This is a genomic window from Natronococcus sp. A-GB1 (assembly GCF_029688845.1).
Taxonomy (GTDB): domain Archaea; phylum Halobacteriota; class Halobacteria; order Halobacteriales; family Natrialbaceae; genus Natronococcus.
Genome location: NZ_JARUKW010000009.1, coordinates 143,823 through 166,184, shown reverse-complemented (window position 1 = coordinate 166,184; position 22,362 = coordinate 143,823). Strand labels below are relative to the sequence as shown.

At 66.4% G+C, this 22,362-nt stretch carries 26 protein-coding genes and 1 tRNA gene; 13 read left to right on the top strand and 14 right to left on the bottom strand.

What is annotated here, in order from left to right:
• Window position 1: 1 nt before the first annotated feature.
• On the top strand, window positions 2-1,114 hold the full coding sequence (locus QA600_RS12335; RefSeq protein WP_278292244.1) for a DR2241 family protein: 1,113 nt from the start codon (window positions 2-4) through the stop codon (window positions 1,112-1,114).
• A gap of 36 nt (window positions 1,115-1,150) precedes the next feature.
• On the opposite strand, the gene QA600_RS12330 is transcribed toward QA600_RS12335, so the two are convergent.
• The 3 genes from QA600_RS12330 to QA600_RS12320 all read right to left on the bottom strand — a co-directional run bounded on the left by QA600_RS12330 (window position 1,151) and on the right by QA600_RS12320 (window position 3,461).
• Window positions 1,151-1,768 carry a hypothetical protein gene (locus QA600_RS12330; protein ID WP_278292243.1) on the bottom strand — a complete coding sequence of 206 codons (618 nt, stop codon included), beginning with the start codon at window positions 1,766-1,768 and terminating at the stop codon, window positions 1,151-1,153.
• 15 nt (window positions 1,769-1,783) lie between these two features.
• Window positions 1,784-1,978: a methytransferase partner Trm112 gene (locus QA600_RS12325; RefSeq protein WP_005556217.1), complete on the bottom strand. Its 195-nt coding sequence runs from the start codon at window positions 1,976-1,978 to the stop codon at window positions 1,784-1,786.
• A gap of 103 nt (window positions 1,979-2,081) precedes the next feature.
• The gene (locus QA600_RS12320; RefSeq protein ID WP_278292242.1) at window positions 2,082-3,461 is read right to left on the bottom strand and encodes an adenylosuccinate synthase; all 1,380 of its coding nucleotides are present in this window, start codon (window positions 3,459-3,461) and stop codon (window positions 2,082-2,084) included.
• A 328-nt stretch (window positions 3,462-3,789) separates the two neighbouring features.
• Between QA600_RS12320 and QA600_RS12315 the strand changes: the two genes are divergently transcribed.
• Window positions 3,790-4,095, top strand: coding sequence for a hypothetical protein (locus QA600_RS12315; protein WP_005556221.1), 306 nt, complete (start codon window positions 3,790-3,792; stop codon window positions 4,093-4,095).
• 81 nt (window positions 4,096-4,176) lie between these two features.
• Here the strand turns inward: QA600_RS12315 and QA600_RS12310 are convergent, their stop codons facing one another.
• The 4 genes from QA600_RS12310 to QA600_RS12295 form a co-directional block, all read right to left on the bottom strand.
• Window positions 4,177-6,015, bottom strand: a complete 1,839-nt coding sequence (locus QA600_RS12310; protein WP_278292241.1) for a hypothetical protein — start codon at window positions 6,013-6,015, stop codon at window positions 4,177-4,179.
• A gap of 37 nt (window positions 6,016-6,052) precedes the next feature.
• Window positions 6,053-6,331: a UPF0058 family protein gene (locus QA600_RS12305; protein ID WP_008426477.1), complete on the bottom strand. Its 279-nt coding sequence runs from the start codon at window positions 6,329-6,331 to the stop codon at window positions 6,053-6,055.
• 79 nt (window positions 6,332-6,410) lie between these two features.
• Entirely contained in the window at window positions 6,411-7,583 is a 1,173-nt protein-coding gene (locus QA600_RS12300) for an ABC transporter ATP-binding protein (protein ID WP_278292240.1), read from the bottom strand.
• An 86-nt stretch (window positions 7,584-7,669) separates the two neighbouring features.
• On the bottom strand, window positions 7,670-8,137 hold the full coding sequence (locus QA600_RS12295) for a DUF5793 family protein (protein WP_278292239.1): 468 nt from the start codon (window positions 8,135-8,137) through the stop codon (window positions 7,670-7,672).
• A 167-nt stretch (window positions 8,138-8,304) separates the two neighbouring features.
• Here QA600_RS12295 and QA600_RS12290 point away from each other — a divergent pair, with 167 nt between their 5' ends.
• From QA600_RS12290 to QA600_RS12280, 3 genes are all read left to right on the top strand, one after another.
• Entirely contained in the window at window positions 8,305-8,976 is a 672-nt protein-coding gene (locus QA600_RS12290) for a class I SAM-dependent methyltransferase (RefSeq protein WP_278292277.1), read from the top strand.
• A 31-nt stretch (window positions 8,977-9,007) separates the two neighbouring features.
• Window positions 9,008-9,078: transfer RNA gene (locus QA600_RS12285), tRNA-Gly, on the top strand.
• A 300-nt stretch (window positions 9,079-9,378) separates the two neighbouring features.
• Window positions 9,379-9,849 carry a hypothetical protein gene (locus QA600_RS12280; protein WP_278292237.1) on the top strand — a complete coding sequence of 157 codons (471 nt, stop codon included), beginning with the start codon at window positions 9,379-9,381 and terminating at the stop codon, window positions 9,847-9,849.
• Between the two features lie 263 nt (window positions 9,850-10,112).
• On the opposite strand, the gene QA600_RS12275 is transcribed toward QA600_RS12280, so the two are convergent.
• Window positions 10,113-10,391, bottom strand: a complete 279-nt coding sequence (locus tag QA600_RS12275; protein ID WP_278292236.1) for an amphi-Trp domain-containing protein — start codon at window positions 10,389-10,391, stop codon at window positions 10,113-10,115.
• Window positions 10,392-10,512: 121 nt separating this feature from the next.
• Here QA600_RS12275 and QA600_RS12270 point away from each other — a divergent pair, with 121 nt between their 5' ends.
• From QA600_RS12270 to QA600_RS12260, 3 genes are all read left to right on the top strand, one after another.
• Window positions 10,513-11,079, top strand: coding sequence for a GNAT family N-acetyltransferase (locus QA600_RS12270; RefSeq protein ID WP_278292235.1), 567 nt, complete (start codon window positions 10,513-10,515; stop codon window positions 11,077-11,079).
• A gap of 313 nt (window positions 11,080-11,392) precedes the next feature.
• The gene (fen, locus tag QA600_RS12265; protein WP_278292234.1) at window positions 11,393-12,370 is read left to right on the top strand and encodes a flap endonuclease-1; all 978 of its coding nucleotides are present in this window, start codon (window positions 11,393-11,395) and stop codon (window positions 12,368-12,370) included.
• A gap of 246 nt (window positions 12,371-12,616) precedes the next feature.
• Complete coding sequence (locus QA600_RS12260; RefSeq protein ID WP_005556241.1) at window positions 12,617-12,922, top strand: hypothetical protein; 306 nt, start codon at window positions 12,617-12,619, stop codon at window positions 12,920-12,922.
• 117 nt (window positions 12,923-13,039) lie between these two features.
• On the opposite strand, the gene mvaD is transcribed toward QA600_RS12260, so the two are convergent.
• Window positions 13,040-14,017, bottom strand: a complete 978-nt coding sequence (gene mvaD / locus QA600_RS12255; protein ID WP_278292233.1) for a phosphomevalonate decarboxylase MvaD — start codon at window positions 14,015-14,017, stop codon at window positions 13,040-13,042.
• 116 nt (window positions 14,018-14,133) lie between these two features.
• On the opposite strand from mvaD, the gene nth reads away from it, so the two are divergent.
• On the top strand, window positions 14,134-14,817 hold the full coding sequence (gene nth / locus QA600_RS12250) for an endonuclease III (protein ID WP_278292231.1): 684 nt from the start codon (window positions 14,134-14,136) through the stop codon (window positions 14,815-14,817).
• Between the two features lie 88 nt (window positions 14,818-14,905).
• Complete coding sequence (locus QA600_RS12245) at window positions 14,906-15,151, top strand: hypothetical protein (RefSeq protein ID WP_005556246.1); 246 nt, start codon at window positions 14,906-14,908, stop codon at window positions 15,149-15,151.
• Window positions 15,152-15,420: 269 nt separating this feature from the next.
• Here the strand turns inward: QA600_RS12245 and QA600_RS12240 are convergent, their stop codons facing one another.
• Both QA600_RS12240 and QA600_RS12235 read right to left on the bottom strand, forming a co-directional pair.
• Window positions 15,421-16,191, bottom strand: a complete 771-nt coding sequence (locus tag QA600_RS12240; RefSeq protein ID WP_278292228.1) for an ATP-NAD kinase — start codon at window positions 16,189-16,191, stop codon at window positions 15,421-15,423.
• A gap of 43 nt (window positions 16,192-16,234) precedes the next feature.
• Window positions 16,235-17,545 carry a M28 family peptidase gene (locus QA600_RS12235; RefSeq protein ID WP_278292227.1) on the bottom strand — a complete coding sequence of 437 codons (1,311 nt, stop codon included), beginning with the start codon at window positions 17,543-17,545 and terminating at the stop codon, window positions 16,235-16,237.
• A gap of 168 nt (window positions 17,546-17,713) precedes the next feature.
• Here QA600_RS12235 and QA600_RS12230 point away from each other — a divergent pair, with 168 nt between their 5' ends.
• The 3 genes from QA600_RS12230 to QA600_RS12220 all read left to right on the top strand — a co-directional run bounded on the left by QA600_RS12230 (window position 17,714) and on the right by QA600_RS12220 (window position 19,663).
• Complete coding sequence (locus tag QA600_RS12230; RefSeq protein WP_278292225.1) at window positions 17,714-18,778, top strand: polyprenyl synthetase family protein; 1,065 nt, start codon at window positions 17,714-17,716, stop codon at window positions 18,776-18,778.
• A 147-nt stretch (window positions 18,779-18,925) separates the two neighbouring features.
• Complete coding sequence (locus QA600_RS12225; RefSeq protein WP_278292224.1) at window positions 18,926-19,306, top strand: hypothetical protein; 381 nt, start codon at window positions 18,926-18,928, stop codon at window positions 19,304-19,306.
• Window positions 19,307-19,384: 78 nt separating this feature from the next.
• Window positions 19,385-19,663, top strand: a complete 279-nt coding sequence (locus QA600_RS12220) for a hypothetical protein (RefSeq protein WP_278292223.1) — start codon at window positions 19,385-19,387, stop codon at window positions 19,661-19,663.
• Here QA600_RS12220 and QA600_RS12215 read toward each other — a convergent pair whose 3' ends face one another.
• From QA600_RS12215 to QA600_RS12205, 3 genes are all read right to left on the bottom strand, one after another.
• Entirely contained in the window at window positions 19,664-19,963 is a 300-nt protein-coding gene (locus QA600_RS12215; RefSeq protein WP_278292222.1) for a cation transporter dimerization domain-containing protein, read from the bottom strand.
• Window positions 19,963-20,577, bottom strand: a complete 615-nt coding sequence (locus QA600_RS12210; RefSeq protein ID WP_278292221.1) for a cation transporter — start codon at window positions 20,575-20,577, stop codon at window positions 19,963-19,965. The genes QA600_RS12215 and QA600_RS12210 overlap by 1 nt, the downstream gene beginning before the upstream one ends.
• Before the next feature lie 63 nt (window positions 20,578-20,640).
• Window positions 20,641-22,341: a methylmalonyl-CoA mutase family protein gene (locus QA600_RS12205; protein ID WP_278292220.1), complete on the bottom strand. Its 1,701-nt coding sequence runs from the start codon at window positions 22,339-22,341 to the stop codon at window positions 20,641-20,643.
• Window positions 22,342-22,362 lie beyond the last annotated feature (21 nt).

Sequence of the window (22,362 nt, the reverse complement as noted above, 5' to 3'; positions counted from 1 at the left end):
CGTGGCAGACCCAACAACCGACCTCGAGTCCCTGCTCGCCGCCGCCGACGAGGGAGTCGCCCTCGACGGCCTCCTCGTCGAGCGAACTGACGACGGGACGTACGTCCTCGAGACGCCCGAGAGTCGCGAAGCCGGCCTCGAGGGCGAGGAAATAGAGCGCGCCCTCGAGTCGATCCCGTCGCTCGTCTCGAACTGGCGCTACTGGGACGCGATCGGCGGCGAGGGGACGGCCCGACGAGCCTTCCTCCGGTGGTGCGAGCGGGCGCCCCCGACCGAGGACCGAACGCTCGAGGACGAGCCCCTCGAGGTCCCCGAGCGATACGACGCCCTCGAGGACGGAATCGTTCGAGAGTGGGGACAGCTTCGGATCACTGGCGAGCTGGTCGACGGGGGCGAGGGCGAACGACGGTACGAACTCCGTCACGTCGACGACGCCGACCGCGCCCGCGAGGAGCTCGAGCGCCAAGAGAACCCCCGCGACGCCCGCGAGCTCTCGACGTACGACGGGGACGGACGCTACCGACCGCTGAAGACCGCGCCGACGCTGCGGTCGGGGTGGGTCTTCCCCGAGCTCTCGGGCCGGGAGCTCGTCGACGCGGTCGAGTTCTTCTATCCAGCGACGATCGCCAACTGGCACCGCGAGCGACGCGGCGAGCTCGACGTCGACCACTGGCTCGAGACCGCCGAGCGCCAGACGGGAATCTACGACGTGATCGACGAGCTACCCCGGGAGGCCGTCGACTGGATGGCGGAAGCCTGCTGCGTCGACTCGCAGTGTCTCCGCCGTCGGGAGTGGGAGTATGAGGAGGGCGACGAGCTCGAACCCGAGGGCGGCGACGGTCCGTTCCCCTGTCGAGAACCCTGTTCGCTCGTCGTCGCGGCCGCGCGAAAGTGGGCGATCCTCGAGTCCGAAGCGGAGCGCACGTACGAACTCGAGTTCACGACGAGCGAACTCAACCAGCTCGCCGAGCTGATCGACGCGGTCGCGGACGGCCGGACTGACGAGATCCGCGAAGCCGACGTCAACGACGGCGCGAACCGCTACCGGGCGCGGTACCTCCGGGCGAAGCGCTTCGACGGGGACGGCGGGCTCGAGGCGACGAAGCGGGAGTAAAACGGTAGTAGCCGTTGAAGGTCAGTGCACTCCCGTTCAACGGCTACCAGAGGGACGGAATCGCAACCCGACGGCGGCGACGACGGCCACCGCAACGACGGCGAAAATGGCGACGGCGGCCGTCCCGCCGGCTATCGTGGCGACGGCGAGCCCAACGGCGAGCGCGACGACGACGGCGCCGAGCGCGAGTGCGGCCAGCGCTGCCGGCCCGACGTCGCCGGGCAGGCCGAGGTCCCCAAAAAGCGGTTCTGCCGGCTCGGACGACTGGACGGTTGGGGACCGCTGTGGTTTCGAGAGCGATTCGTCGACCTCGACCCGATCGGGTCCGGGTTCGACGGTGACGGCGATGGCGGCCGATTCGGCGCCGTACCCCGTCGAGACCTCGAGGTATCCCTGAACTGGGTCCTCGAGCCCGCCTGCTTCCACCTCGATCGGGACCGGGGTTCGAGCGTCGGCCTCGACGTAGTAGTTCGACTGGGGGAGCGAGGCGACGCGGGCCAGCTCGTCGTCGAGCCGGCAGTGGACGTGGGTCGGGGAGTCGTGGCCTTCGAGGAGCAGGGTGAACGACTCGGCGGTCTCGAACGTGGCGGTCGCTGCCTCGAGTCGCTCGGACGAGTCGCGGTTGACGTGGACGGTGACCGCTGGGGTGAACACGGTTCAGAGAGGCGCTCAGGCGGGGGATTTGTCGCGCATGTCCGGCGGCAGCAGGTTCGGGATCCCGTCCTCGACGGGGTATCGCTCGCCACACTCGGTACAGACGAGGGTTCCGTCGATGACCTCGTCGCCTTCGTATTCGGCGTCTTCGAGCTCCAGTTCGTGCTTGTCGAGCGGGCAGCAGAGGATCTCCAGCAGCGACTCCTTCATACTACGACAGGCGAACGCATACAGCAAAAGGCTTCGGGAACGCCGCGATGACGACCGGATTCCCTCGAGCGCGACGCCCGTCGAACCGAGACGCCAAACTGCCCTACTCGTAGGGGTTCTCGACGACGACGGTCTCCTCGCGACCGGGACCGACGCCGACCGCGTAGATAGCGGCCTCGAGCTCGTCGGCGACGTACTCGAGGTAGCTGCGGGCGTTCTCGGGGATCGCCTCGTACCCCTCGTCGGCGACCGCGCTCCAGTCGACGTCGTCCCAGCCCTCGAAGGACTTCAGGTTCGCCTCACAGTCACCCCACTCCTCGGTCGTCGGCGGCATCGCGAGTAGCTCCTCGCCGTCGAGTTCGTAGCTGTGGCCGACCTTCACCTCCTCGAGGCCGGCGAGCACGTCGATGTGGTTGATCGCGAGGCCGGTGAAGCCGTTGACGCGCGCGGAGTGGCGCAACATCGGCATATCGAGCCAGCCGACGCGGCGCGGGCGACCGGTAACGGTCCCGTACTCGCCGCCCTCCTCGCGGATGTACGTTGCAAGCTCCTCGTTCTCGCCGTCGCCCTGTTCGTCGTACCCAGGTGTATCACCCTCGACGCCGCCGAGTTCGGTCGGCAGCGGGCCGCTCCCAACGCGCGTGAGGTAGGCCTTGACGATACCGATGATCTCGCCGTCCGCGATGACGTTGGGGCTGAGGCCCGTGCCGACTGCCGCGCCGCCCGCGGTCGGATTCGAGGACGTGACGTAGGGGTAGTTCCCGTGGTCGATGTCGATGACGGTCCCCTGTGCGCCCTCGAACATGACGGTCTCGCCGTCGGCCATCGCGTCCGTGAGGAACGCGCTCGCGTTGACGGTCATGTCCTGCTCGTCGAGGCGCTGGCCGATCTCGCGGAACTCCTCGAAGAGTGCGTCGACGTCGAACGCATCCGGGTTCTCGAGGTCCGAGACGTCGGCGCCGTAGACGTCCTCGACGAGCGCGCGCTTCTGTGGCACGACGTACTCGAGTCGGGCCCGGAGCACGTCGGGGTCGAGCAGGTCGCCGATGCGGACGCCGCGACGACCGGCTTTGTCCTCGTAGGTCGGGCCGATGCCGCGACCGGTCGTGCCGACTTCCTGGTCGTCCTCGCTTTTGACGTCCTCCTCGATACCGTCGAGGACGCGGTGGAACGGCAGGATGACGTGGGCGCGTTCTGCGACCCGAACGTCGGGATCGAGGCCTTTCTCCCGGAGCGTTTCGATTTCGTCGAACAGCGTCCGTGGGTTGACGACGCAGCCGTTGCCCAGCACGCCGACTTTCCCCCGAACGGCACCGGAGGGAACGAGCGACAGCTTGTACTTCTCGCCGCCGTGAACGACGGTGTGGCCTGCGTTGTCGCCTCCCTGGTAGCGGGCGACGACGTCGGCGGCGTCGCCGTAGAGGTCGACGACCCCACCCTTGCCTTCGTCGCCGAGCTGAGACCCGACGATTGTGACGGTCATAACAGCGGCGGATTCTTGCCCGGCCGATAAACAGATTACGGTCTGTGCGGGCGAGCGGCGGGGCAATATCCACGAACGCGAATGGATACCGCGACCGAGCGGCCTGCGCGCCGATCGTCCTCTCATCTCCGTGTAACAGCTGCGCGCCCGTCGCCGCTTCCCCGCCGAACCGGTTCGGCGAGCCGAACCGATTCGTGACAGCGATCGACTTCAGGCACGTGCGACCGGAAGCGTTAACTACTGACAGGATTTGACACACTGTTGAGAGTGGTCGTTTCATTCGCAGAGAGTAACTTTTAAAGGCCCCAAAGACAAGTTAACAAATGCCATGATAGACCGACTTGAGAAGGAAGTCGATATGTTGGAACGACATCTGCAGGTCCTGAAGATGGTTATCGAGAACGAGCCGATCGGGATCGTCAAGATGTCGAACGAGACGGGCTACCCCCACCACAAGGTGCGGTACTCGCTGCGGGTCCTCGAGGAGGAGAACCTCATCGAGCCCTCGAGCCAGGGTGCGATCAAGACCGAGCGCACCGCCGAGTTCGTCGACGACCTCGACGGCAAGATCGACGACATCGTCGACAAGCTCGACGGGATGAAGATCGAAGACGTCGCCGAGATCGAAGGATAGTCTCTCTTTTGTCGTCGTTTTGCCCGCAGCGTCGGTAGCGGTGCGAACGGGTGCCGGCGAGCGACGACCGCTCGCTCGAGGCTACAGTTCGGGGACGGTCAGGTGGAACCCCTCCGACCGCGACTCGGAGAGACAGAGGTGATACCCCGCGTTATTGACGTAACTCAGCCGCGAGCCGCGGCTGAGAAAGCCGCTCTTGGTCGCCTCCTCGACGACCTCGAGGGCGCCGGGTTCGAAGTAGCTCCGGGTGACGACGAGCGCAGCCGCCAGCTCCGGGTGGCGATCGGCGACCGCCGCTGCGTCGGTTGCGACCGACTCGAGTCGGTCGCGCGAGACCGGTTCCCGGGAGTCGTTCAGTGCTGCCACGAGCAACGGGTGGCCCATCTTGTCGTAGGCGACGACGTCGAACGCGACCGTCTCGGCGCCGTCCTCGACGCCGGTTCCGATCGGAACCTCGCTTCGAAGCTCGACCCGGTCGATCCGCGTGATTCCCTCGTAGAGATCGGCGAGCCCGTCCGCACGACCGGTGTCTCGGATCTCGAAGAACAGCTCCGTCGTGAGCCACTCGAGGAAGCGAAACTCCATCGAGTCGGTCAGTGCCTCGGCGAAGGGGACGCCGTCGACGGTGGTGCCGACGTCGTCGAACTGTGTGTGGTACTCGAGTCGCAGGTTCGCATCGACCTCGCTGCGGTCGACGCGGTCCTCGTGGGCCGTCCCGAGCGTGGGCTGGCTCCGCGAGTCGTACCGGACGAAGAGGTTCGTCTGCGAGAGCGCCTCGTCGATCCCGAGATCAGGTCCGGACGAGGGGCGATGGTTGCCACGGGCCTCCTCGAGTTCCGCCTCAAGGGATTCGATCCGCGCTCGAAGCTCGGCGACGGTCGACGACAGTTCCTGGTTGCGCGCACGAAGCCGCTCCCGTTCGGCCTCGAGGCGTCCAACGGGGTCCTCGGTATCGCGTTCGTCACCGGGATCAGATCCCTTGGTGGGCGTCGTCGTCTCGGCTGCGCCGTCGGCTTCGGTCGGCTTTTCGGAGTCGGGCGGGGCATCGGCGTCCGGTTCCGGCGCGTTCGACGACGCCGACGGCTCCTCGGCGGCGACACCCTCGTCACTCGGAGCGTTCGCGACGTCACCGTCCGATTCCGCATCGACCGAGGGAACGGTCCGCGACTCCTGCCATCGCGTCTCGTCCTCCTCGAGGTCGTCCGTCTCGGCCGGGTCGTCGTCGGTCGCACTCCGGGACCTCGCGGAGGCTGTCGCGTTCGATCCAGCCGGCTCCGGTCCAACGGTCGCCCGTTGCGGACGGTCGGGCTCCGGATTCGGCTCGCCGGCCTGCGTGTGGGTCTCCGGGGTGCCAGCCTCTCGGGTGTCGGTCGCCGACGGCGCGTCGACCGCGTCGGCGACGTCCGTAACCTCGACCTCGACGTCGATCACGTCGTAGATGCCGACCTCGTCGATCGCTCGCTCGAACGCTTCCTCGCCGACGAGCAGTCGTTCGGCGTTGCCGATGTACGCGACCGCCATCCGTCGGCCGCCGTAATAAACCAGGTAGTAGTCTCCGCTGAGAACGTTCTCGCTCAGTTCGACGTAGCCGGTGAACGCCCCCTCCTGAAGGGTGTCGTCGACCTCCTCGAGAGGCGTCTCGTTCGTGTAGTACTGGCCCCGCGGCGCGCCGCGCTGGGCCTCCATCGAGCAGAGCAACGGGAGCGCCCGGTGGGGAGCCTCGTAGGCGGTTCCGGATCCGTCCGCGACTGCCTCGAGGTTGCCGTCGATCACACCGACGACACGCCCTCCGAGCAAGAACACCCAGGTGTCGCCGACGACGACGGCACCGGAGAAGTCGGCGCCAGCGAGCGCGTGGAGATCCCCGTCGAACGGGCGAGAATCCCAGCGCTCGACGCGCTCTTGCGTGCGCGAGTCCATGCGACAACAACCAGGATCCGGGACAAATACGTTTCGTCTATATCTTTGACTCGGCGTCCTCGGCGAGTTCCTTCATGCGTTTGCCGATCCGCCCAGCGCTCGAGAACTCGTCCTCGCTCATCGCCTTGGCCAGCGCGTTGCCCAGCACGAAGACGGCGTGTTTGTGTTCGCTCTTCGATTTGTGGACGTGCGAGGGATCGACGTCGAGCTGGCGGTACGGATCGAACAACTCCTCGTCGACCTCCTCGCGCTCCGAGAAGTACTCCATAATGACGACGAGTTCTTCGTGGAGTTCGAGGAGTTCGTCCTTGTGCATATCCACGTGTAAGGAGGGTTTTGGTTTAAGCATTGTGTGGCGACGCGTCGCAAAACTGTCGCGCCGGGCGAAGAGCGGCTCAGTCGGCCGCGGCCGAGGGCGCTCGCTCGCGCTGGCTGGCGGGGAACCAGGCCAGTTCGTGGTCGGCGGTGACCCGTACGGCGACGCGTTCGTCCAGGTTGATCCGATCGGAGTGGTTGTGCATGCACTCGATCGTCTCGCCGGTGTCGAGTTCGACCCGGTAAAGCACGGTCGGCCCGAGATACCGACGGTAGACGACGGTGCCGTCGGCCGCGGCGTCGGTGTCCGCAGCCGGGTAGGCCGTCACGTCGTCGGGTCGGACGAGCAGGTCGACGGTGGTTCCGTCGTACTGCTGGGCGAGGCCGTTGACGTTGTCGCGTAACACTCGGCCGAGCGCGGTGTCGACGTGGTCGCCCCGTACGTCCCCGGCGAGGAAGCTCGCGTGGCCGAGAAAGCCCGCGACGAAGCGTGACTCGGGCTGCTGAAAGACCTGTTCGGGCGTGTCGATCTGTTCGATGTCGCCGTCGTTCATCACGGCGACCCGGTCGGAGATCGACAGCGCCTCCTCCTGGTCGTGGGTCACGGAGACGGCGGTGACGCCGGCGGCCTTGATGATTCGGCGAACCTCCTCGCGCATCTCGACGCGCAGGTCGACGTCCAGGTTCGAGAACGGCTCGTCGAGCAACAGCATCTCGGGTTCGGGTGCCAGCGAGCGGGCGAGCGCGATTCGCTGTTGTTGTCCGCCCGAGAGTTCGTCCGGGTAGTCCTCGCCGTGATCCTCGAGGCCGACCAGCTCGAGCAGTTCATCGACTCGCGCCTCACGGTCGGGTTTGTCCCACTCCTGTAGTCCGAACGCGACGTTTTCGCGGGACGTGAGGTGTGGAAACAGTGCGAACTCCTGAAAGACGACCCCCGTTCCGCGTTCCTCCGGCGGGACGAACCGGCCCTCGCCTGCGACCGGGGTCTCCTGGAGTCGGACGGTGCCCGCGTTCGGTCGCTCTAGCCCCGCGATCAGTCGGAGCGTCGTCGTCTTCCCGCAGCCGGAGGGGCCGAGGAGGGTGAGAATTTCGCCGTCGCGAACGGACAGCGAGAGATCCGAGATCACGTCCTCGGTACCGTACCGTTTCGCGACGCCGTCGAGCTCGAGGACGATGTCCTCATCGGATTCCGGAGACGGGGTTCTCGACTGCCTTGCGTCGGTTGCCGACGTGAGTAGTTGTCCGTTCGCCATATCGATTTCCGGCGTCTGCCGGCGTTCATTCGGTTTAGGCGTGCCTAAAATACTTATAATTGCCGGTCGGTTCCCGCGGCCTGGGTTTAGAGTTCGACGCCGCTGGGGATGAGACTGTGCTGGCGGAGGAGGTTGCCGTCTTCGTCGTAGACCAGGAACGTTCCCTTGTCGTAGCTGACGAACTCCTCGCCGTCGAACAGGAGCTCGATCTCGTACCGACCGTCGCCGCTCCCGTTCTCGCCGTAGCCGCGCGCGGCCCGAATGAACCGCAGGACGTTGTCGGCGTCCTCGTTGAGTTCCAGCAGGAACTCGCCTGTGGTTCGGTTGGCGACGCTCACGACGCCGTCGGTTTCCTCCCCGAGCGGACCTTGGAGACGAAGGGCGGCGTCGGTCTCGCTCGCCTCGAGAACGTCCCCGTCGGGAGCGGTAAGGCGCTCACGGAGTGCCGTCGCTGGACCGGTGAAGTCGATCGATACCGACGGTTTCGCCGGCTCGCCGTCGGTCTCGACCCAGTCGACGTTGCTGACATCCAGTGTGAAGTGCTCGCGCCTCATTCCGTACCCTCGCTTGGTACTCCCACCGTATGAACGTAACGCAAGACTACTCCGGTCTTCGACGGATCCGTCGATGGAGCCGGTTCGCGTGGGCAAACGTGGTCGTGACGACGATCGCTCGAGTCATCGAACGCTTTTTGCGCGCTCGCGCTCTCCGTGCGACCGAGATGGACCACCGGCGGGCCGTCCGCGACACGTACGATCGGATCGCGACCCACTTCGCCTCGACCCGCGAGTACGCCTGGCCCGAGGTCGAAGCCTTTCTCGAGGAACGCTCTCCGAAGGGAGGCGTCGGGCTCGATCTGGGCTGTGGCAACTGTCGGCACGCCCAGCTGCTGGCCGACGCCGACGGGATCGACCGGGTAGTCGGGCTGGACGTGAGCCGCGGCCTGCTCGAGACCGGGCGCGAACGGGCCCGCGAACGCGAGTTCGACGTCTCGCTGGTCCAGGGCGACGCCTCGAGCCTGCCCCTGGCCGATAACAGCGTCGACGTCGCGGTCTACGTCGCGACGTTACACCACCTGCCGACGCGAGCGATGCGGCTGGCGAGCCTGGACGAACTCGCGCGCGTCCTCGCCCCCGACGGCCGCGCGCTCATCAGCGCCTGGTCGACCGCCCACGACCGATTCGACGAGACCGAGGGGTTCGACACGACCGTCGAGTGGACCCTCCCCGGCGGCGAGACCGTCGATCGGTTCTACCATATCTACGACCCCGCGGAGTTCGAGCGCGACCTCGAGGCGAGCGCCCTCGAGATCGCGGAGTGGGAGCTCTCGAGCGGGAACTGCTATGCGACCGTCGTGGGCGGGGAACGCGTCCCTCGAGCCGAAACGGAATAGCCTTAAACGAGGAACGAAAACGAAAGAGTGCGCGCGGATGGTCTAGTGGTAGGACCTGAGCCTTCCAAGCTCATGGCCCGGGTTCAAATCCCGGTCCGCGCATTTCTGCTGCGAGCAATACCGCGAGCAGCAGAAATCGCATTAGGGATTTGAAGTAGAGAAGACGCAGCACGCGAGCGAAGCGAGCGCGACCGTCTTCGCGTAGTTCAAATCCCGGTCCGCGAATGTTCTCACGCGAGCGACAGCGAGCGTTTCGCGTAGTTCAAATCCCGGTCCGCGCTTCTTTCGAAGACCGCACCTCGAGCGACCGAACCACAACCTTCGACTCGAGCACTACCCCCGAATCCACCCCTTGCAGCTCCCGGCACCGCCACTACTGAAACTGGAGTCGGAGAACCGGGTATGGGCACCAGATACGAAGAAGGGGACGTCGTCGCCACGCCAGACGGACGCGGCGTCGTCGCGGCCGTGCTGACCGAATCGTTCGAGTTCCCACAGAACGGGGACGAACTCGCCGAGATCTCTGCGAGCGACGACCAGCCCGCGTACGTCGTTGGACTCGAGGCCGTCGGCTCGGCGGTCTACCGGGCGTCGGCCCTCGAGGCGAGCGACCTCGACGACGAGAACGCGACCCGGGAGACCGCCGAGGAGGTGCTGACCGAGATCGTCGACGAGGACGTCAACGGGCTCGACGGCCTCCCGGAAGGGTGGGATCGTGACAGCGTCCTCGAGTACTGGTCGTCGATCGGCGGCTCCTGGGAGTCCTGCGTCGACGACATGGCCGACGAGTTCGAGGAGGAGCGCGCGAAGGAACACTGCTCGGCGATGAAAGACGAAGTGATCCGGAGTGAGCGCTGGCGAAACCGGTTCTGAGCGTTCGCTCTCACGGACGGGCCAAATCGACCCAATCTGTTTTGGGGCCAGGGATATCCGGGAACGACCCCTCGTACCGAGTGTGGAGTAGCGAGCTCCCACTCTTCATAACCACCTTCTAGCGTTCGACAGCCGGGGCTATCGCGTTCGGTGTGGATCCGGAAGAGCGACCGACGGACGCGCGGCTGTCGTCCTCGAGAGACACCGCGAAAACGGGTATCGCTGTGGGCGGTGCCCCAGCGATCCGGGCGCAGGCCGATCCGTTACTCGTCGTCCGAACTCGGGACGAGCCACTCGAGTTCGATCTCCAGTTCGATCTCGTCGTGGTCGTCGTCCTCGGGTTCGCGCTCGAGTTCGACCTCGAACTCGAGGTTGTCCTCGGGCAGCGCGACTGTCACGGAGTCGTCGTCGGTTGAAACCGTCAGTTCGTCGCCGTCCTCGAGTTCGTCGGCGAGGTTGCGTAGCCAGTCGGCGGCCTGATCGGGCGACTGTTCGAGCTCCGCCTCGAGAAGTTCCTCCTCGTGATCTTCTTCGTCCGTCATCACTCACACAGAGGGGCCGTAAGCGGAAAAATCCGCCCGTTGAATTCGCCACTGCGGGAATCGGCAGGATGAACGAAAATGGGGCGTGACTCTTAGGCCCTGCGTCGACGAACGGTCACCCGTGGAGTACGAACTACTGGGCTGGCCGCCGGACGGACCGAAACTTTGCCTCGACCACGAGCGGTTCAGCTACGCCGGGAAGTTCGTTATGACGAACATCGGAAAGGCCGTCGCGCGCGAGGACGGCGACCTCGTCGCGGCGATCGCGTTCAACGAGGACCGCACGGACGAGGCGACCCTCTGGCTGCGGTACGTGACGGTCGCCCGCGACCGCCGCGGCGAGAGAATCGGCCCCGAACTCGTCCGTCTCGTCCGAGACCGCGCGACGGAGCGCGGGTACGATCGCCTGCGGATCGCGGTCAACAATCCCTTCGCCTACGAGGCGCTGTACAGAGCGGATTTCGGCTACACCGGCGAGACGACCGGGATCGCGGAGCTGATCCTCGAGTACCCCGCTCCCGTCGACGGCTCGAGCGACGAGGACGCGACCGACGAAGGGACGAGCCGCGAGCGCTACCAGGCGGGGCTCGAGGAGTTCCGCGAGCGTGATCTCTCGACGGAGGAGGAGGCGTTCCTCGAGGCGCGGCGGGATCGTGGCCCACCCGACTCGAGCGCGCCCCGCGAGTGACCGATCCCGCGAAACGACCGCGAGCATCCTACTGGCGACGGACCACCCGTTCGCTGGCGCGCGGCGGCGCTGCGAGCGCAGTGAGACGCGCCGCGAACCGCGAGGGGCGAGCGAGCGGTCCACGCGAGCGAGTCGGCTGGGGAGGACGAGGCGTTCTCCCGTTCTCACGCGTGTGAGTAGCGTCTGTGCCCACAATCCGCCTTCCCTACGCTCAAGAGGGTATCACTCGAGGGACTCACTCGATAGCTTCGACCGTCGACGGCCACGATCCGGAAGCCAACGATTCAAACCCCGACGCGTCCAACGACCGGTAATGGGTAACGCTGCACTGCGGGACATCGCGGTCATCGAGGACGTGCCGTTCGACGAGGTCGAGGGCGTCATCGCCGTCGACGCCCACAACTGGCTCTATCGGTATCTGACGACGACGGTCAAGTGGACCTCGAGCGAAAAGTACACTACCGCCGACGGCACCGAGGTCGCGAACCTCATCGGTATCGTCCAGGGCATCTCTCGGTTCTTCGAACACGACGTCACCCCCGTCATGGTGTTCGACGGCGGCCCCTCACAGCTCAAGGAAGACGAGATCGAATCCCGCCGGGAGCAGCGCCGAACGTACGAGGAACAGCTCGAGACCGCCCGCGAGGAGGGCGACGAGGTGGCCATCGCCCAACTCGAATCCCGAACCCAGCGCCTGACTCCGACGATCCAGGAGACGAGCCGCGAGCTGCTCGAGCTGCTCGACGTTCCCGTCGTCGAGGCGCCCGCTGAGGGGGAGGCCCAGGCGGCCCACATGGCCAAACGCGGCGACGCCGACTACGTCGGCTCCGAGGACTACGACGCCCTGCTCTTCGGCGCGCCGCTGACGCTGCGCCAGCTGACGAGCAAGGGCGACCCCGAGCTGATGGATCTCGAAGCGACCCTCGAACGCCACGCCCTCACGCTGGAGCAGCTGATCGACGCCGCCATCCTGATCGGTACCGATTTCAACGAGGGCATCTCGGGGATTGGACCCAAGACGGCGATCAGCGAGATCACCGAGCACGGCGACCTCTGGAGCGTGCTCGAGGCCCGCGGAGACACCATCAAGTACGGCGATCGCGTTCGCCAGCTGTTCCGCGATCCGAACGTTACCGACGACTACAGCCTCGAGACGACGATCGAGCCAGACCTCGAGGCTGCACGCGCGTACGTCACCGGCGAGTGGGGCGTCGCGGCCGACGAGGTCGAGCGCAGTTTCGAGCGCATCGAGGAGCAGGCGACCCAGACGGGGCTGGATCGCTGGACCTGAGCCGGCGTACCGGAGCGGGTCGGGTCCGACCGCCCCTTCGAAGACCGTTTCGACAGCCAAACGGTCGGCCTCGAGGGCCGAACCTGCCCGGTATCCTCGATAACTTCACGAAGAATCATCGCATAGTTTCGTCGATCGGATCGCCGTTAGCATTCGGATAGGGTACTCGAGACGGCCCGGGGCGACCGCCTTACCTGAGACATAATAATCCGTGGCGTGGCGGTAGCCCTGGTCGGGTGAACGCCTATGTCCGAACAGACCGAACGCGGTGGCTCCCAGTCGAACGAGAGTCGTCCGCCGGAGGAACAACCGCGCGGTTCCCGGTTCGCTCCCGGGGCGTGGATGGCCTCGACCGCCGTCCAGACGGTCGTCATCCTCGTCGGTCTCGCAGTCGTCCTGTTCGCCGTGGGGCAAGCGGTCGGCGCCGACCTCCTCGGCATGGTCGGCGACGCGCTCGCCACACACACCGGACAGTGGCTCGCGGTGGCGGTGCTCGCGTTGATCCTCGTCATCGCGGCGCTGCGAGCGATGAGTTTCGCGCGGCCTCGGTAGCGCGCCGAGTCTGATCCGATCGACGTAGTCGTTGCTCACCCATTCTTTCCGCGAACGATCTCGAGAAGCGGCGTCTCCGACCGTGTCGGGCAGCCGAGTTTCGATCCGAGCGGTCGCTCAGAACAGGTGGTCATCGACGGTTCGTGCCGGGCCGCCGACGTCCCAGACCATCGTCTCGACTCCGCAGTCGCTCACTTCGTCCTCGACGCGGTCGACGTGGTCCTCGGTAGTGTTGACGTAGACGCTCGCGCCGGTGTCCGTCGAGAAGTAGACCGGGACGTCCTCCTCCTCGCGGAGCTGGCGCACCCGGTTGAAGATCTCGAGGGTCGCCGGCTGCCAGTAGACCCATCCCTTCGGGCCGGTCATGGTCGTCGCCGCCAGCGACAGCGAGTCGTGCTCGGCGAGTTCGAAGACCCGGTCGAAGTCGTCGCTCCGGAGCGCGTCGCGCATCTCCGCGATCTGGCCGTGGATGTGGGCGTTGCGGGCCTGGAACATGTGGCTGTCGGCGGCCTCGTCGTGGGCGTCCTCGGTCTCCTTGTGGTAGGGGACGAGTCCGACGACGATCTTGGCGTCCTCGTCGAGGTCGCTCGGAATCGCTCGAGAGCGACAGTCCTCGTCGTTCAATCCGGTGTGAAGCTGGGAGAACGAGCCGGTCACCGCGCGGGCGGCCGAGGCCGACCCGACGCGGGCGATCGTCGACACCGTCTCCAGATCGGCCTCGAGGCCCGCGGCCTCGGAGAGCGCCATCGCCGCTGCGGCGAAGCCCGACGACGAAGAACCCAGCCCGACGTTCGTGGGGAAGCTGTTCTCGCTTTCGAGGTGTACCGGCTCGTCGGCGTGGTCAGCGTCGGCTCGTTCCCGGACTTTCGCGACGACGCTGTCGACTCGCTCCGCCGCTCGACCCTCGAGGGTCTCGCCGTCGACGACGAACGTGTCGGCATCGAGTTCGCTCGAGAACTCGACGGTCGTCTTCGTGTGGCTCGGCGCCGTACAGAGGCTGATACTGTCGTGGTACGGCAGGCGCTTCTCGTCGTCGCGCATCCCGTGGTACTTGACGAGGCCCTGGATGGGGTGGGCGATCGCGGTCGCTTTCATACCGGATAGCCGGCTGAAGTGCGCTTAAAACCCACGACATCCGGGTGTGTGCCGTCTGCACTCCGTGCGGACCGCCGAACCGAACCCCTGAAATGGACGCCATCGAAAGAACGGCCATGGGAACCCCGCTCGAGACCCCCGAGGAGCAGGCCGTCGAGGTCGTCGATCGGCTCGAGGCCGAGTACCCCGACTCGACGATCTCGCTGCGGTACTCGAACCGACTCGAACTGCTGATCGCCGTGATCCTCTCGGCGCAGTGTACCGACGAACGGGTCAACGCAGAGACCGACCACCTCTTCGAAAAGTACGACGGCGCCGAGGACTACGTCGCCGTCTCCGAGGACGAACTCGCCGAGGACTTGAACTCGATCACCTACTACAACAGCAAGGCCGGCTACATCAAGAGCTCTTGCGAGACGATCCTCGAGGAACACGACGGCGAGGTGCCCGACACGATGGACGAACTGACCGAGCTGTCGGGGGTCGGACGGAAGACCGCGAACGTCGTGCTCCAGCACGGCCACGACGTCGTCGAGGGGATCGTCGTCGACACGCACGTCCAACGGCTCTCCCGTCGGCTCGGACTCACGGAGGAGGAGCGTCCGGAGGCGATCGAGCAGGAGCTAATGGCGCTCGTTCCGGAGAGGTACTGGCAGCAGTTTACCCATCTCTGTATCGACCACGGACGGGCGACCTGTACCGCCCGCAGTCCGGACTGTGACGACTGCGTGCTCGCCGACGTCTGTCCCTCGGAGAAGGGCGACAGCGAGGTCGACCTCGCATCGGGCGAGCCCTGGTAGTCGCGCCGAACTGGTTCGTCGGTTGCAGCCGTCCGTTGCAAGCCGAACGTCTTTTCGCCGCCCGTGTGAATCCACTCCCGAGATCACTATGTCCGATAACAACGAGACCGGCAAGGACGAGCACGGACGGGACGTCGAGCTGACCCACGAGGACGCGGACGCCGAGGACGAGGACGAGGAGGGACTGACCGAGGAAGAAAAGGAGGCCCGCGAACGACAGGACGAGGAGCAGCGCCGCCAGGACATCGAGCACAAGTCCGACGACCGCGAGGACGACGCCCTCGAGCACCAGAACCCGAACAACCACCGCGACGAGGAGCCCTTCGAGAGCTAACGTTCGTTCCGCCGTCTCGCACGCTGCCCCGTTTTCGTTCCGCCATCCGAACTGGACTGTGTGAAGGATTTAACTAATACCGACTGGTGTGTGTAGCTACACGAACGCTTTCGACACCGACGGCGAATCCGATCGTGACGTACCTCAAGGTGCTCGCAGTGCTCGCCGTCGTTCTCGGTCTGCTAGTCCTCATCATCTACCTGCTCGTCCGCGGCGACGACCTCGAGCGGGCGGACCTCGAGGCCGACGCTTGAGGCGGTTGAACCGAGTTATCGCCGGCAGCCCGCCGGTGGGACCAGCGTTCGGAGTTCGTCCTCGAACGTTAGCTCGACCGGCGAGCCCACGGGAACGGACCGGACCGAGCGATCGTCGACGACCAGCGTGACGGGGCCCTCGTCGCGTTCGACCTGCAGTTCGAACCCGGGCGGGAGCACCCACTGGCGGGCGTGCGTCGCGAAGGGCGCGATCGGGGCGACGGCGACGGCCTCGAGCGAGGGCGAGAGTTCCGGTGCGTCGACGGCACTCGCGTAGCCGTGGGTACCAATGGGCGTCGCCGCGACGACGCCGTCCGAGCGAAACGAGCCGACGAGTTCGTCATCCGAGTGAACGCTGTACTCCGAGATCTTGGCGGGTTCGGCGGTCACCAGCGTGACGTCGAACAGGCAGCGGTAGCGCTCGCCCTCGAGGACGACCTCGAGGATCGGACGCGAGCGAACGCTGGCGGTATTCGAGAGGAGCGCCTCGAGCGCGTCGGCAACTGACTCGGCTGCGGCCGACTCGAGGCCCGCGCTATCCCCGACCGGGAGCACCGGAACGTCGGGGGTCTCGCGGGCGAGTGCCGACAGCGCGCACTCGCCGAGTGCGACCAGTACCGAGGCGTCGGCCTCGGACGGCTCCGCGGCCGAGACCTCGACGGTCGTCCGGCCGCGGTCCTCGAGGGAGGCCGCCAACGAGTCGGCAACGGCGCTTTGACGGTCGGCTTCCTCGACGACGATCCCGACGACGGCACCGTCCTCGGGCGGTTCCCACGCGGCGTCCATGGCTCGGCGTTCGCGCGGCCGATCCAAAAGGATACGGTTCCCGCTACTCGTCGTACGGCCAGTCGCCGGTCACCCGCATCCCCTCGGCGAGGTCCTGGTCCTCGAGGTCATCGATTATCTCCTCGGGCGAACGGGGCTCGACGGACCGGTCCTCGCCCGCCAGGTCGACGACCAGATCGGTCAGCAGGATCGCCTGCTCGCGCAGGTCGCGCACCTCGAGTTTGTCGAGCGTGTCGGCGAAGGTGTGGCCCCAGCCCCGGCCCACGTCGTCGGAGGTCGACATCACGTGGTAGCCCGGAACGCCCCACTGGACGAACGGCCAGTGGTCGCTGTGAGGGCCGAGTCGCGGGACGATATCGACCGGGTGATCGTAGCGGTCGGCGACCGCTTCGGCTGCGTACTCGAGCCCATCGAAGCCGTGGGTCGTGAACTCGAGGGTGCGATCTCGGACGACGCCGTCGTTGTTGACGATCGCCTTGATCGCGTCGTGGTCGGCGGTCTCGGCGTGGGAGTTCGAGCCGACCAGTCCGACCTCCTCGGCGCCGTAGGCGACGAACTCGACGCGAGTCTCGAGGTCGTCCTCGCGGGCCGCGAGCGCGTTCGCGAGTTCGACGACCATCGCGGTGCCCGCGCCGTTGTCCAGCGCCCCCTCCGCGATGTCGTGGGCGTCGACGTGGCTCGTCACGAGCACGCGCTCGTCGGTGTCGGGGCCGAGTTCGGCGTGGACGTTCTGACTTTCTGCAGTACCGATCTCGGCGTCGACCGAGACCTCGATCGGCTCGCCGTCGAACCGCCGCGCCAGGCGGGCCCCGACCTCGCTCGAGACGCCGACGGCCGGGATCTCGCCGATCGGGTCCTCGGCCGTTCCAACGCTACCCGTCGGCGGGAGACAGCCCTCGACGTGGTTCCGGTAGACGAAGCCGACGGCGCCGGCCTCGACGGCGTGGTAGTACTTCTCCCGGCGGTGGACGTACCGGTCCGCGTAGCTCGGGATGTCGCTTCGGACCATGACGACCTTGCCCTCGAGGTCGGCGTCCTCGAACGCTTCGGGCAGGCCGTACCCCAGATCGACCAGCGGCGCCTTGACGCGGTCGGCGGGACTGCGCGGCAGCGCGATGGAGTCCTGGGTCGTCTCGCCGGCGGTGATCGAACTCTCGCCGCGGCTCCAGCCCTGAATCTCGAAGGACTCGAGCCGGGCGTTTTCAGCGCCGACGTCTGCGAGGGCGTCACGGGTCAGTTCGGCGGCCTCGCGCTCGCCCGCGCTGCCGGCCATCCGATCTCCGATGTCGACCAACTCCTCGAGGTGATTCCAGCCGACGTCGCTTCGAAACAGCTCGCCGATCCACGTACTCATGCTCGCATCGTCTCCCTGCCGCCGTGTAACGGTATCGGCTTCGGCGACAGCGAGTACGCTCCCTGACAGTTCGTCACGGCGTGGCACTCCCGCGACCGCGACCGTCCGCGAGCGCGGGGAGACACGAGGAACTGAATCTTTTTTACCTCGCTCCCACTCGAAGGTGGTATGCGGGAGACGCTTGCCGAGTGGCAGCCGGCTATCGACGAGGCGATCGCCGATCTCGTACCGCGCGAGGTCGAAGGGGAGTACCTCGAGGACTTCTTCGGCGAGCCGACCTACGAGTACGACCCGGAGGGGATCCAGCGGGCGCTATCCGACCCGCTCTGGGAGCTGCTCGATCGGGGCGGCAAACGCTGGCGGGCGGTACTGTTTCTGGTGTTCATCGACGCGTTCGGGGAGGATCCGGAGGAGTACCTGCGTTACGCCTGTATCCCTGAGATCCTCCACAACGGAACGATCATCGTCGACGACGTGGAGGACGAGGCCGCGATGCGTCGGGGGGAGCCGGCCCTCCACCACGTCTTCGACGAGGACATTGCGCTCAACGCGGGCAACGCGATGTACTTCCTTCCGCTGAAGATCCTGACCCGAGAGCAGGCAGAGCTGCCGGCCGAGCGTCGGCTGGCTGCCTACGAGATGCTGATGGACGAACTCAATCGGACCCATCTCGGTCAGGGAATGGACATCTGCTGGCACAACGAGAGCGAAGTACGGGTCACACCGGAGCAGTACCTCGAGATGTGTGCCTGCAAGACCGGCTGTCTGGGTCGGATCGTCGCCCGGCTGGCCGCGATCATCACCGACCAGCCCGCCGACGTCGAGGAGGCAGTCGCCAGCTACGCCGAGCTGACCGCCGTCGCCTTCCAGATCGGCGACGACATCTTAGACGTCGAGAACTCGCTCGGCCGAGCCGGCGAGTTCGGCAAGGAGTTCGGCAACGACGTCCGCGAGGGAAAGAAGACGCTGCTCGTGATCCACGCCATCGAGGAAAGCGACCCCGAAACGGCTCGTCGGCTCGAGGCGATCCTCGAGGCCGACGAGAACACCGACGAGGAGATCGGCGAGGCGCTCTCGGTCCTCGAGGAGGCCGGCAGCATCGAGTACGCCCGCGAGCACGCCCTCGAGCTGGCGACCGAAGCTCGAGCGGCGATCGACGGACTCGAGTTCGATCCCGAGAACGAGCGCAAGCTTCGGGAGTTCACGGAGTTCGTCATCGACCGCGACGTCTAGCATCGGCCGCACGCGAGCCGGCAAGCGAACGCTATCGTCCGAACGTAGCACGGAAGACCCGTCTCGAGCGCTGACGATGCGTCCGGGGTATCGATCCGTTCGGCTCGATTTGGGCAGGTACTACACGCGGGAGGTCCTACGACCGATATGACCGACGGTTCGACCGAAACCGAACAGCCGCCCACTTCGAGCCCCTGGCCCGTGCTGATCGCCGCCGGACTCGTCCTCTCGGAAATCGGCATCCTCGTCGACGTCCTCCCGGTCGCAATCGGCGGCCTCGTGCTCCTCGCGTCGAGCGTCACCGGCTTCATCACGGAGTCGGGCCACGTCTCGAGCCCCTGGCCGCTCGCGATCGGCTTCGGCGCCCTCTTCGTCGTGCTGGGTGGGGGGCTGTACGCCGTCGGCACGGAGCAGGTCGCCGCCGCCGGCGACGACCCGTTCGGCCTCGCGGCCCGGGGCGTCGCGCTCGTGGCTGCGGGTGTCATAACGGCCCTCGGCGCCGTCGTGCTGCGATACCGTCGCGGATAGCCGTCCACGCCGACCGCGGTCACCGGGTCCGTGCGAGAAACCGACAATCGTCTAAGGGCCGCTCTCGAACCGTCGGCCGTGGCTACCGACTCCGACCGACGCGGCGGCCGATCGCTCGAGAGACGGCGTCTCGTCGTCGCCCTCGGGCTCGCGCTCGTCACCGCTGCGGCCGCGCTCGGAGCGCTCATCGGCTACGCGATCCCGGTCCGTACCGGAGTCGAGGACGTGACCGTCCTCGGCATCACGTTCGTGGCCTCGCCGACGACGGGGGCGCTGTACGCCAGCGTGACGGTCGGCGTCTTTCTGGCGACGCTGGCGTTCGTGTTCACGTCGATCGCACACCTCGAGGACGATTGATCAGGCCGACTCGGCCTCGACGTAGATCCGATCGGCCTCGGGGACCTGCTCCCGGATCGCGACCTCGACGGCGTCGACCGTTCGCTCGAGGTCGACCGTCTCGAGATCCGACCGGAAGCGGACATCACACGCCACGAGCACCGACTCCGGACCCAGATGCATCGTCCGTAGGTCGAGCAGTTCCTCGATGCCGTCGACCGCGCGGATCGCGTCGACGATCGCGATCCGCTCGCGGCGGGTCATGCCCTCGCCGACGATGCGGCTGCGGCTTTCCCAGGCCAGCGCCAGCGCCAGGCCCATCAGCAGGAGCCCGATGACGATACTCGCCGCCGCGTCGTAGACGACCGCACACCGGTGCGATCGGTGAGGTAGATCCCGCCGATCGCGACGCACACACCGACGACTGCGACGAAGTTCTCCGTGGCCGCGGTCAGCAGCGAGGGGTCCTTCGAGCGACGGAACGTCTCGAACATGGAGCCGAACCCCTTCGCCTCGCGCTCGGATTGCATGCCACCGTAGGAGGTGTACAGCGCGTAGGACTCGAAGAGAAGCGCGACTCCGAGGACGACGTAGTTGGTCACGTCGACGTCGTCGGCGGATCCGCCGGCTTCGAGGGCAGCGTATCCCTCCCGGACCGAGGCGAAGCCGGCGATCCCGAACAGGAGCACGGTGACGACGAACGCGAAGAAGTACTGCTCCTTCCCGCGCCCGAAGGGGTGTTTGCGGCTCGCGCCCTCCTCGCTGAGTCGAAACCCAAGTAGCAACAGTCCCTGGTTGGCGACGTCGGCGAGCGAGTAGTACGTCTGGCTCAGCATGCTCACGTTGCCGGTGAGCAGGTAGGCGACGAACTTCGCGATCGCGATCGCGAGGCTCGCGACCAGCGAGACGAGGACGACGAGACGGGTCGAGACCATCCGGTAGCCATCTCTCGGCGCACCATCAAGAACGCAGGGAATCGCCAGACTGCCGAGCGCCGCTCAGGCCAGTCCGATCTGCTCGCTGTAGGCGCCGTGTTCGGCCTCGAAGACGTCCATGATCTCGCCCATCGTGGCGTAGGCCTTCACCGCGTCGACGATGTACGGCATCGTGTTCTCGCCGCGGTCGATGGCTCCCTCGAGGGCCTCGAGCGTCGCCTCGACCTCGCCGTCGTCGCGCTTGCTCTTGACGTCCTCGAGTCGGCCTAGCTGGCGGTCGGCGGTGTCCTCGTCGACCTGGAGGATATCGGGGCTGGTGTCCTCCTCGATCGTGTACTGGTTGACGCCGACGACGACCTCCTCGCCGCGCTCGACCCGTTCCTGGTACTCGTAGGAGGCCTCCTGGATCTCCCGCAGGAAGTACCCCTGGTCGATCCCCTCGAGGATGCCGTCCCGAACCGAACCCTCACCCATCTCGCGGATCTCCTCGATGTACTCCATCGCGCGCCGTTCGGTCTCGTCGGTCAGCGCCTCGACGGCGAAGCTTCCGCCCAGCGGGTCGACGATATCCGCGGCGCCCGACTCCTCGGCGATGATCTGCTGGGTGCGAAGCGCCACCCGCACCGCCTTCTCGCCGGGCAGGGCCAGCGCCTCGTCGAAGCTGTTGGTGTGTAGCGACTGGGTGCCCCCGAGAACGCCTGCCAGCGCCTGGATCGTCACGCGAGCGACGTTGTTCAGCGGCTGCTGAGCCGTCAGGGACTGGCCTGCGGTCTGCGTGTGGAACTTGAGACGCTTGGACTCCGCACGCTCGGCGTCGTACCAGTCGTCCATCACGCGGGCGTAGATCCGGCGGGCCGCCCGGTACTTCGCGATCTCCTCGAAGAAGGAGTTGTGGCAGTTGAAGAAAAAGGAGAGGCGAGGAGCAAACTCGTCGACCTCGAGCCCCCGATCGATCGCGTCCTCGACGTAGCCGAAGCCGTCGGCCAGCGTAAAGGCCAGCTCCTGGACCGCGGTCGAGCCGGCCTCGCGGATGTGATAGCCCGAGATCGAGACGGGGTGGAACTTCGGCGTCTGTTCGGTCGAGAACTCGATCGTGTCCGTCACGAGGTCCAGCGACGGCTCGGGCGGGATCACCCACTCCTTCTGGGCGATGAACTCCTTGAACATGTCGTTCTGGAGGGTGCCGCGGATCTTCTCGCGGGGGACGCCCTGATCGTCGGCCAGCGCGACGTACATCGCGTAGATCACCGGCGCGGAGGGGTTGATCGTAAACGACGTCGAGATCTCCTCTAAGTCGATCCCGTCGAAGAGGATCTCCATGTCCCGCAAGGTGTCGACCGCAACGCCCTCCTTGCCGATCTCGCCCTCGCTCATCGGGTCGTCCGAGTCAAGCCCCATCAGCGTCGGCATGTCGAACGCGACCGACAGCCCGGTCTGGCCCTCGTCGATCAGGTAGTGAAAGCGTTCGTTGGTCTCCTCGGCGGTGCCGAAGCCGGCGAACTGGCGCATCGTCCAGGTGCGCCCGCGGTACATCGTCGGATACGGACCACGGGTGTAGGGCTCCTCGCCCGGGAAGCCCAGATCCTCGAGGTAGTCCAGATCGCTTACGTCCTCGGGCGTGTAGAGCCGATCGACCTCGAGGTTCGAGATGGTCGCGAACCGGTCTTTTCGCTCGCCGTGGGCCTCGAGCGTCGGCTCGAGGCTCTCCGCTTCCCACTCCTCGCCGGCTTGCCGAATGGACTCTAGATCCTCATCGTCGTACATGATCGTAATTTTTGCCGGACG

What these genes read in the sequence shown, in the direction of transcription:
- QA600_RS12325 (WP_005556217.1), bottom strand. Translation starts at nt 1,978, where the DNA reads ATGAAGGAGTCGCTGCTGGAGATCCTCTGCTGCCCGCTCGACAAGCAC.
- QA600_RS12320 (WP_278292242.1), bottom strand. Translation starts at nt 3,461, where the DNA reads ATGACCGTCACAATCGTCGGGTCTCAGCTCGGCGACGAAGGCAAGGGT.
- QA600_RS12315 (WP_005556221.1), top strand. Translation starts at nt 3,790, where the DNA reads ATGATAGACCGACTTGAGAAGGAAGTCGATATGTTGGAACGACATCTG.
- QA600_RS12310 (WP_278292241.1), bottom strand. Translation starts at nt 6,015, where the DNA reads ATGGACTCGCGCACGCAAGAGCGCGTCGAGCGCTGGGATTCTCGCCCG.
- QA600_RS12305 (WP_008426477.1), bottom strand. Translation starts at nt 6,331, where the DNA reads ATGCACAAGGACGAACTCCTCGAACTCCACGAAGAACTCGTCGTCATT.
- QA600_RS12300 (WP_278292240.1), bottom strand. Translation starts at nt 7,583, where the DNA reads ATGGCGAACGGACAACTACTCACGTCGGCAACCGACGCAAGGCAGTCG.
- QA600_RS12295 (WP_278292239.1), bottom strand. Translation starts at nt 8,137, where the DNA reads ATGAGGCGCGAGCACTTCACACTGGATGTCAGCAACGTCGACTGGGTC.
- QA600_RS12290 (WP_278292277.1), top strand. Translation starts at nt 8,305, where the DNA reads ATGGACCACCGGCGGGCCGTCCGCGACACGTACGATCGGATCGCGACC.
- QA600_RS12280 (WP_278292237.1), top strand. Translation starts at nt 9,379, where the DNA reads ATGGGCACCAGATACGAAGAAGGGGACGTCGTCGCCACGCCAGACGGA.
- QA600_RS12275 (WP_278292236.1), bottom strand. Translation starts at nt 10,391, where the DNA reads ATGACGGACGAAGAAGATCACGAGGAGGAACTTCTCGAGGCGGAGCTC.
- fen (WP_278292234.1), top strand. Translation starts at nt 11,393, where the DNA reads ATGGGTAACGCTGCACTGCGGGACATCGCGGTCATCGAGGACGTGCCG.
- QA600_RS12260 (WP_005556241.1), top strand. Translation starts at nt 12,617, where the DNA reads ATGTCCGAACAGACCGAACGCGGTGGCTCCCAGTCGAACGAGAGTCGT.
- mvaD (WP_278292233.1), bottom strand. Translation starts at nt 14,017, where the DNA reads ATGAAAGCGACCGCGATCGCCCACCCCATCCAGGGCCTCGTCAAGTAC.
- nth (WP_278292231.1), top strand. Translation starts at nt 14,134, where the DNA reads ATGGGAACCCCGCTCGAGACCCCCGAGGAGCAGGCCGTCGAGGTCGTC.
- QA600_RS12245 (WP_005556246.1), top strand. Translation starts at nt 14,906, where the DNA reads ATGTCCGATAACAACGAGACCGGCAAGGACGAGCACGGACGGGACGTC.
- QA600_RS12240 (WP_278292228.1), bottom strand. Translation starts at nt 16,191, where the DNA reads ATGGACGCCGCGTGGGAACCGCCCGAGGACGGTGCCGTCGTCGGGATC.
- QA600_RS12235 (WP_278292227.1), bottom strand. Translation starts at nt 17,545, where the DNA reads ATGAGTACGTGGATCGGCGAGCTGTTTCGAAGCGACGTCGGCTGGAAT.
- QA600_RS12230 (WP_278292225.1), top strand. Translation starts at nt 17,714, where the DNA reads ATGCGGGAGACGCTTGCCGAGTGGCAGCCGGCTATCGACGAGGCGATC.
- QA600_RS12225 (WP_278292224.1), top strand. Translation starts at nt 18,926, where the DNA reads ATGACCGACGGTTCGACCGAAACCGAACAGCCGCCCACTTCGAGCCCC.
- QA600_RS12215 (WP_278292222.1), bottom strand. Translation starts at nt 19,963, where the DNA reads ATGGGCCTGGCGCTGGCGCTGGCCTGGGAAAGCCGCAGCCGCATCGTC.
- QA600_RS12210 (WP_278292221.1), bottom strand. Translation starts at nt 20,577, where the DNA reads ATGGTCTCGACCCGTCTCGTCGTCCTCGTCTCGCTGGTCGCGAGCCTC.
- QA600_RS12205 (WP_278292220.1), bottom strand. Translation starts at nt 22,341, where the DNA reads ATGTACGACGATGAGGATCTAGAGTCCATTCGGCAAGCCGGCGAGGAG.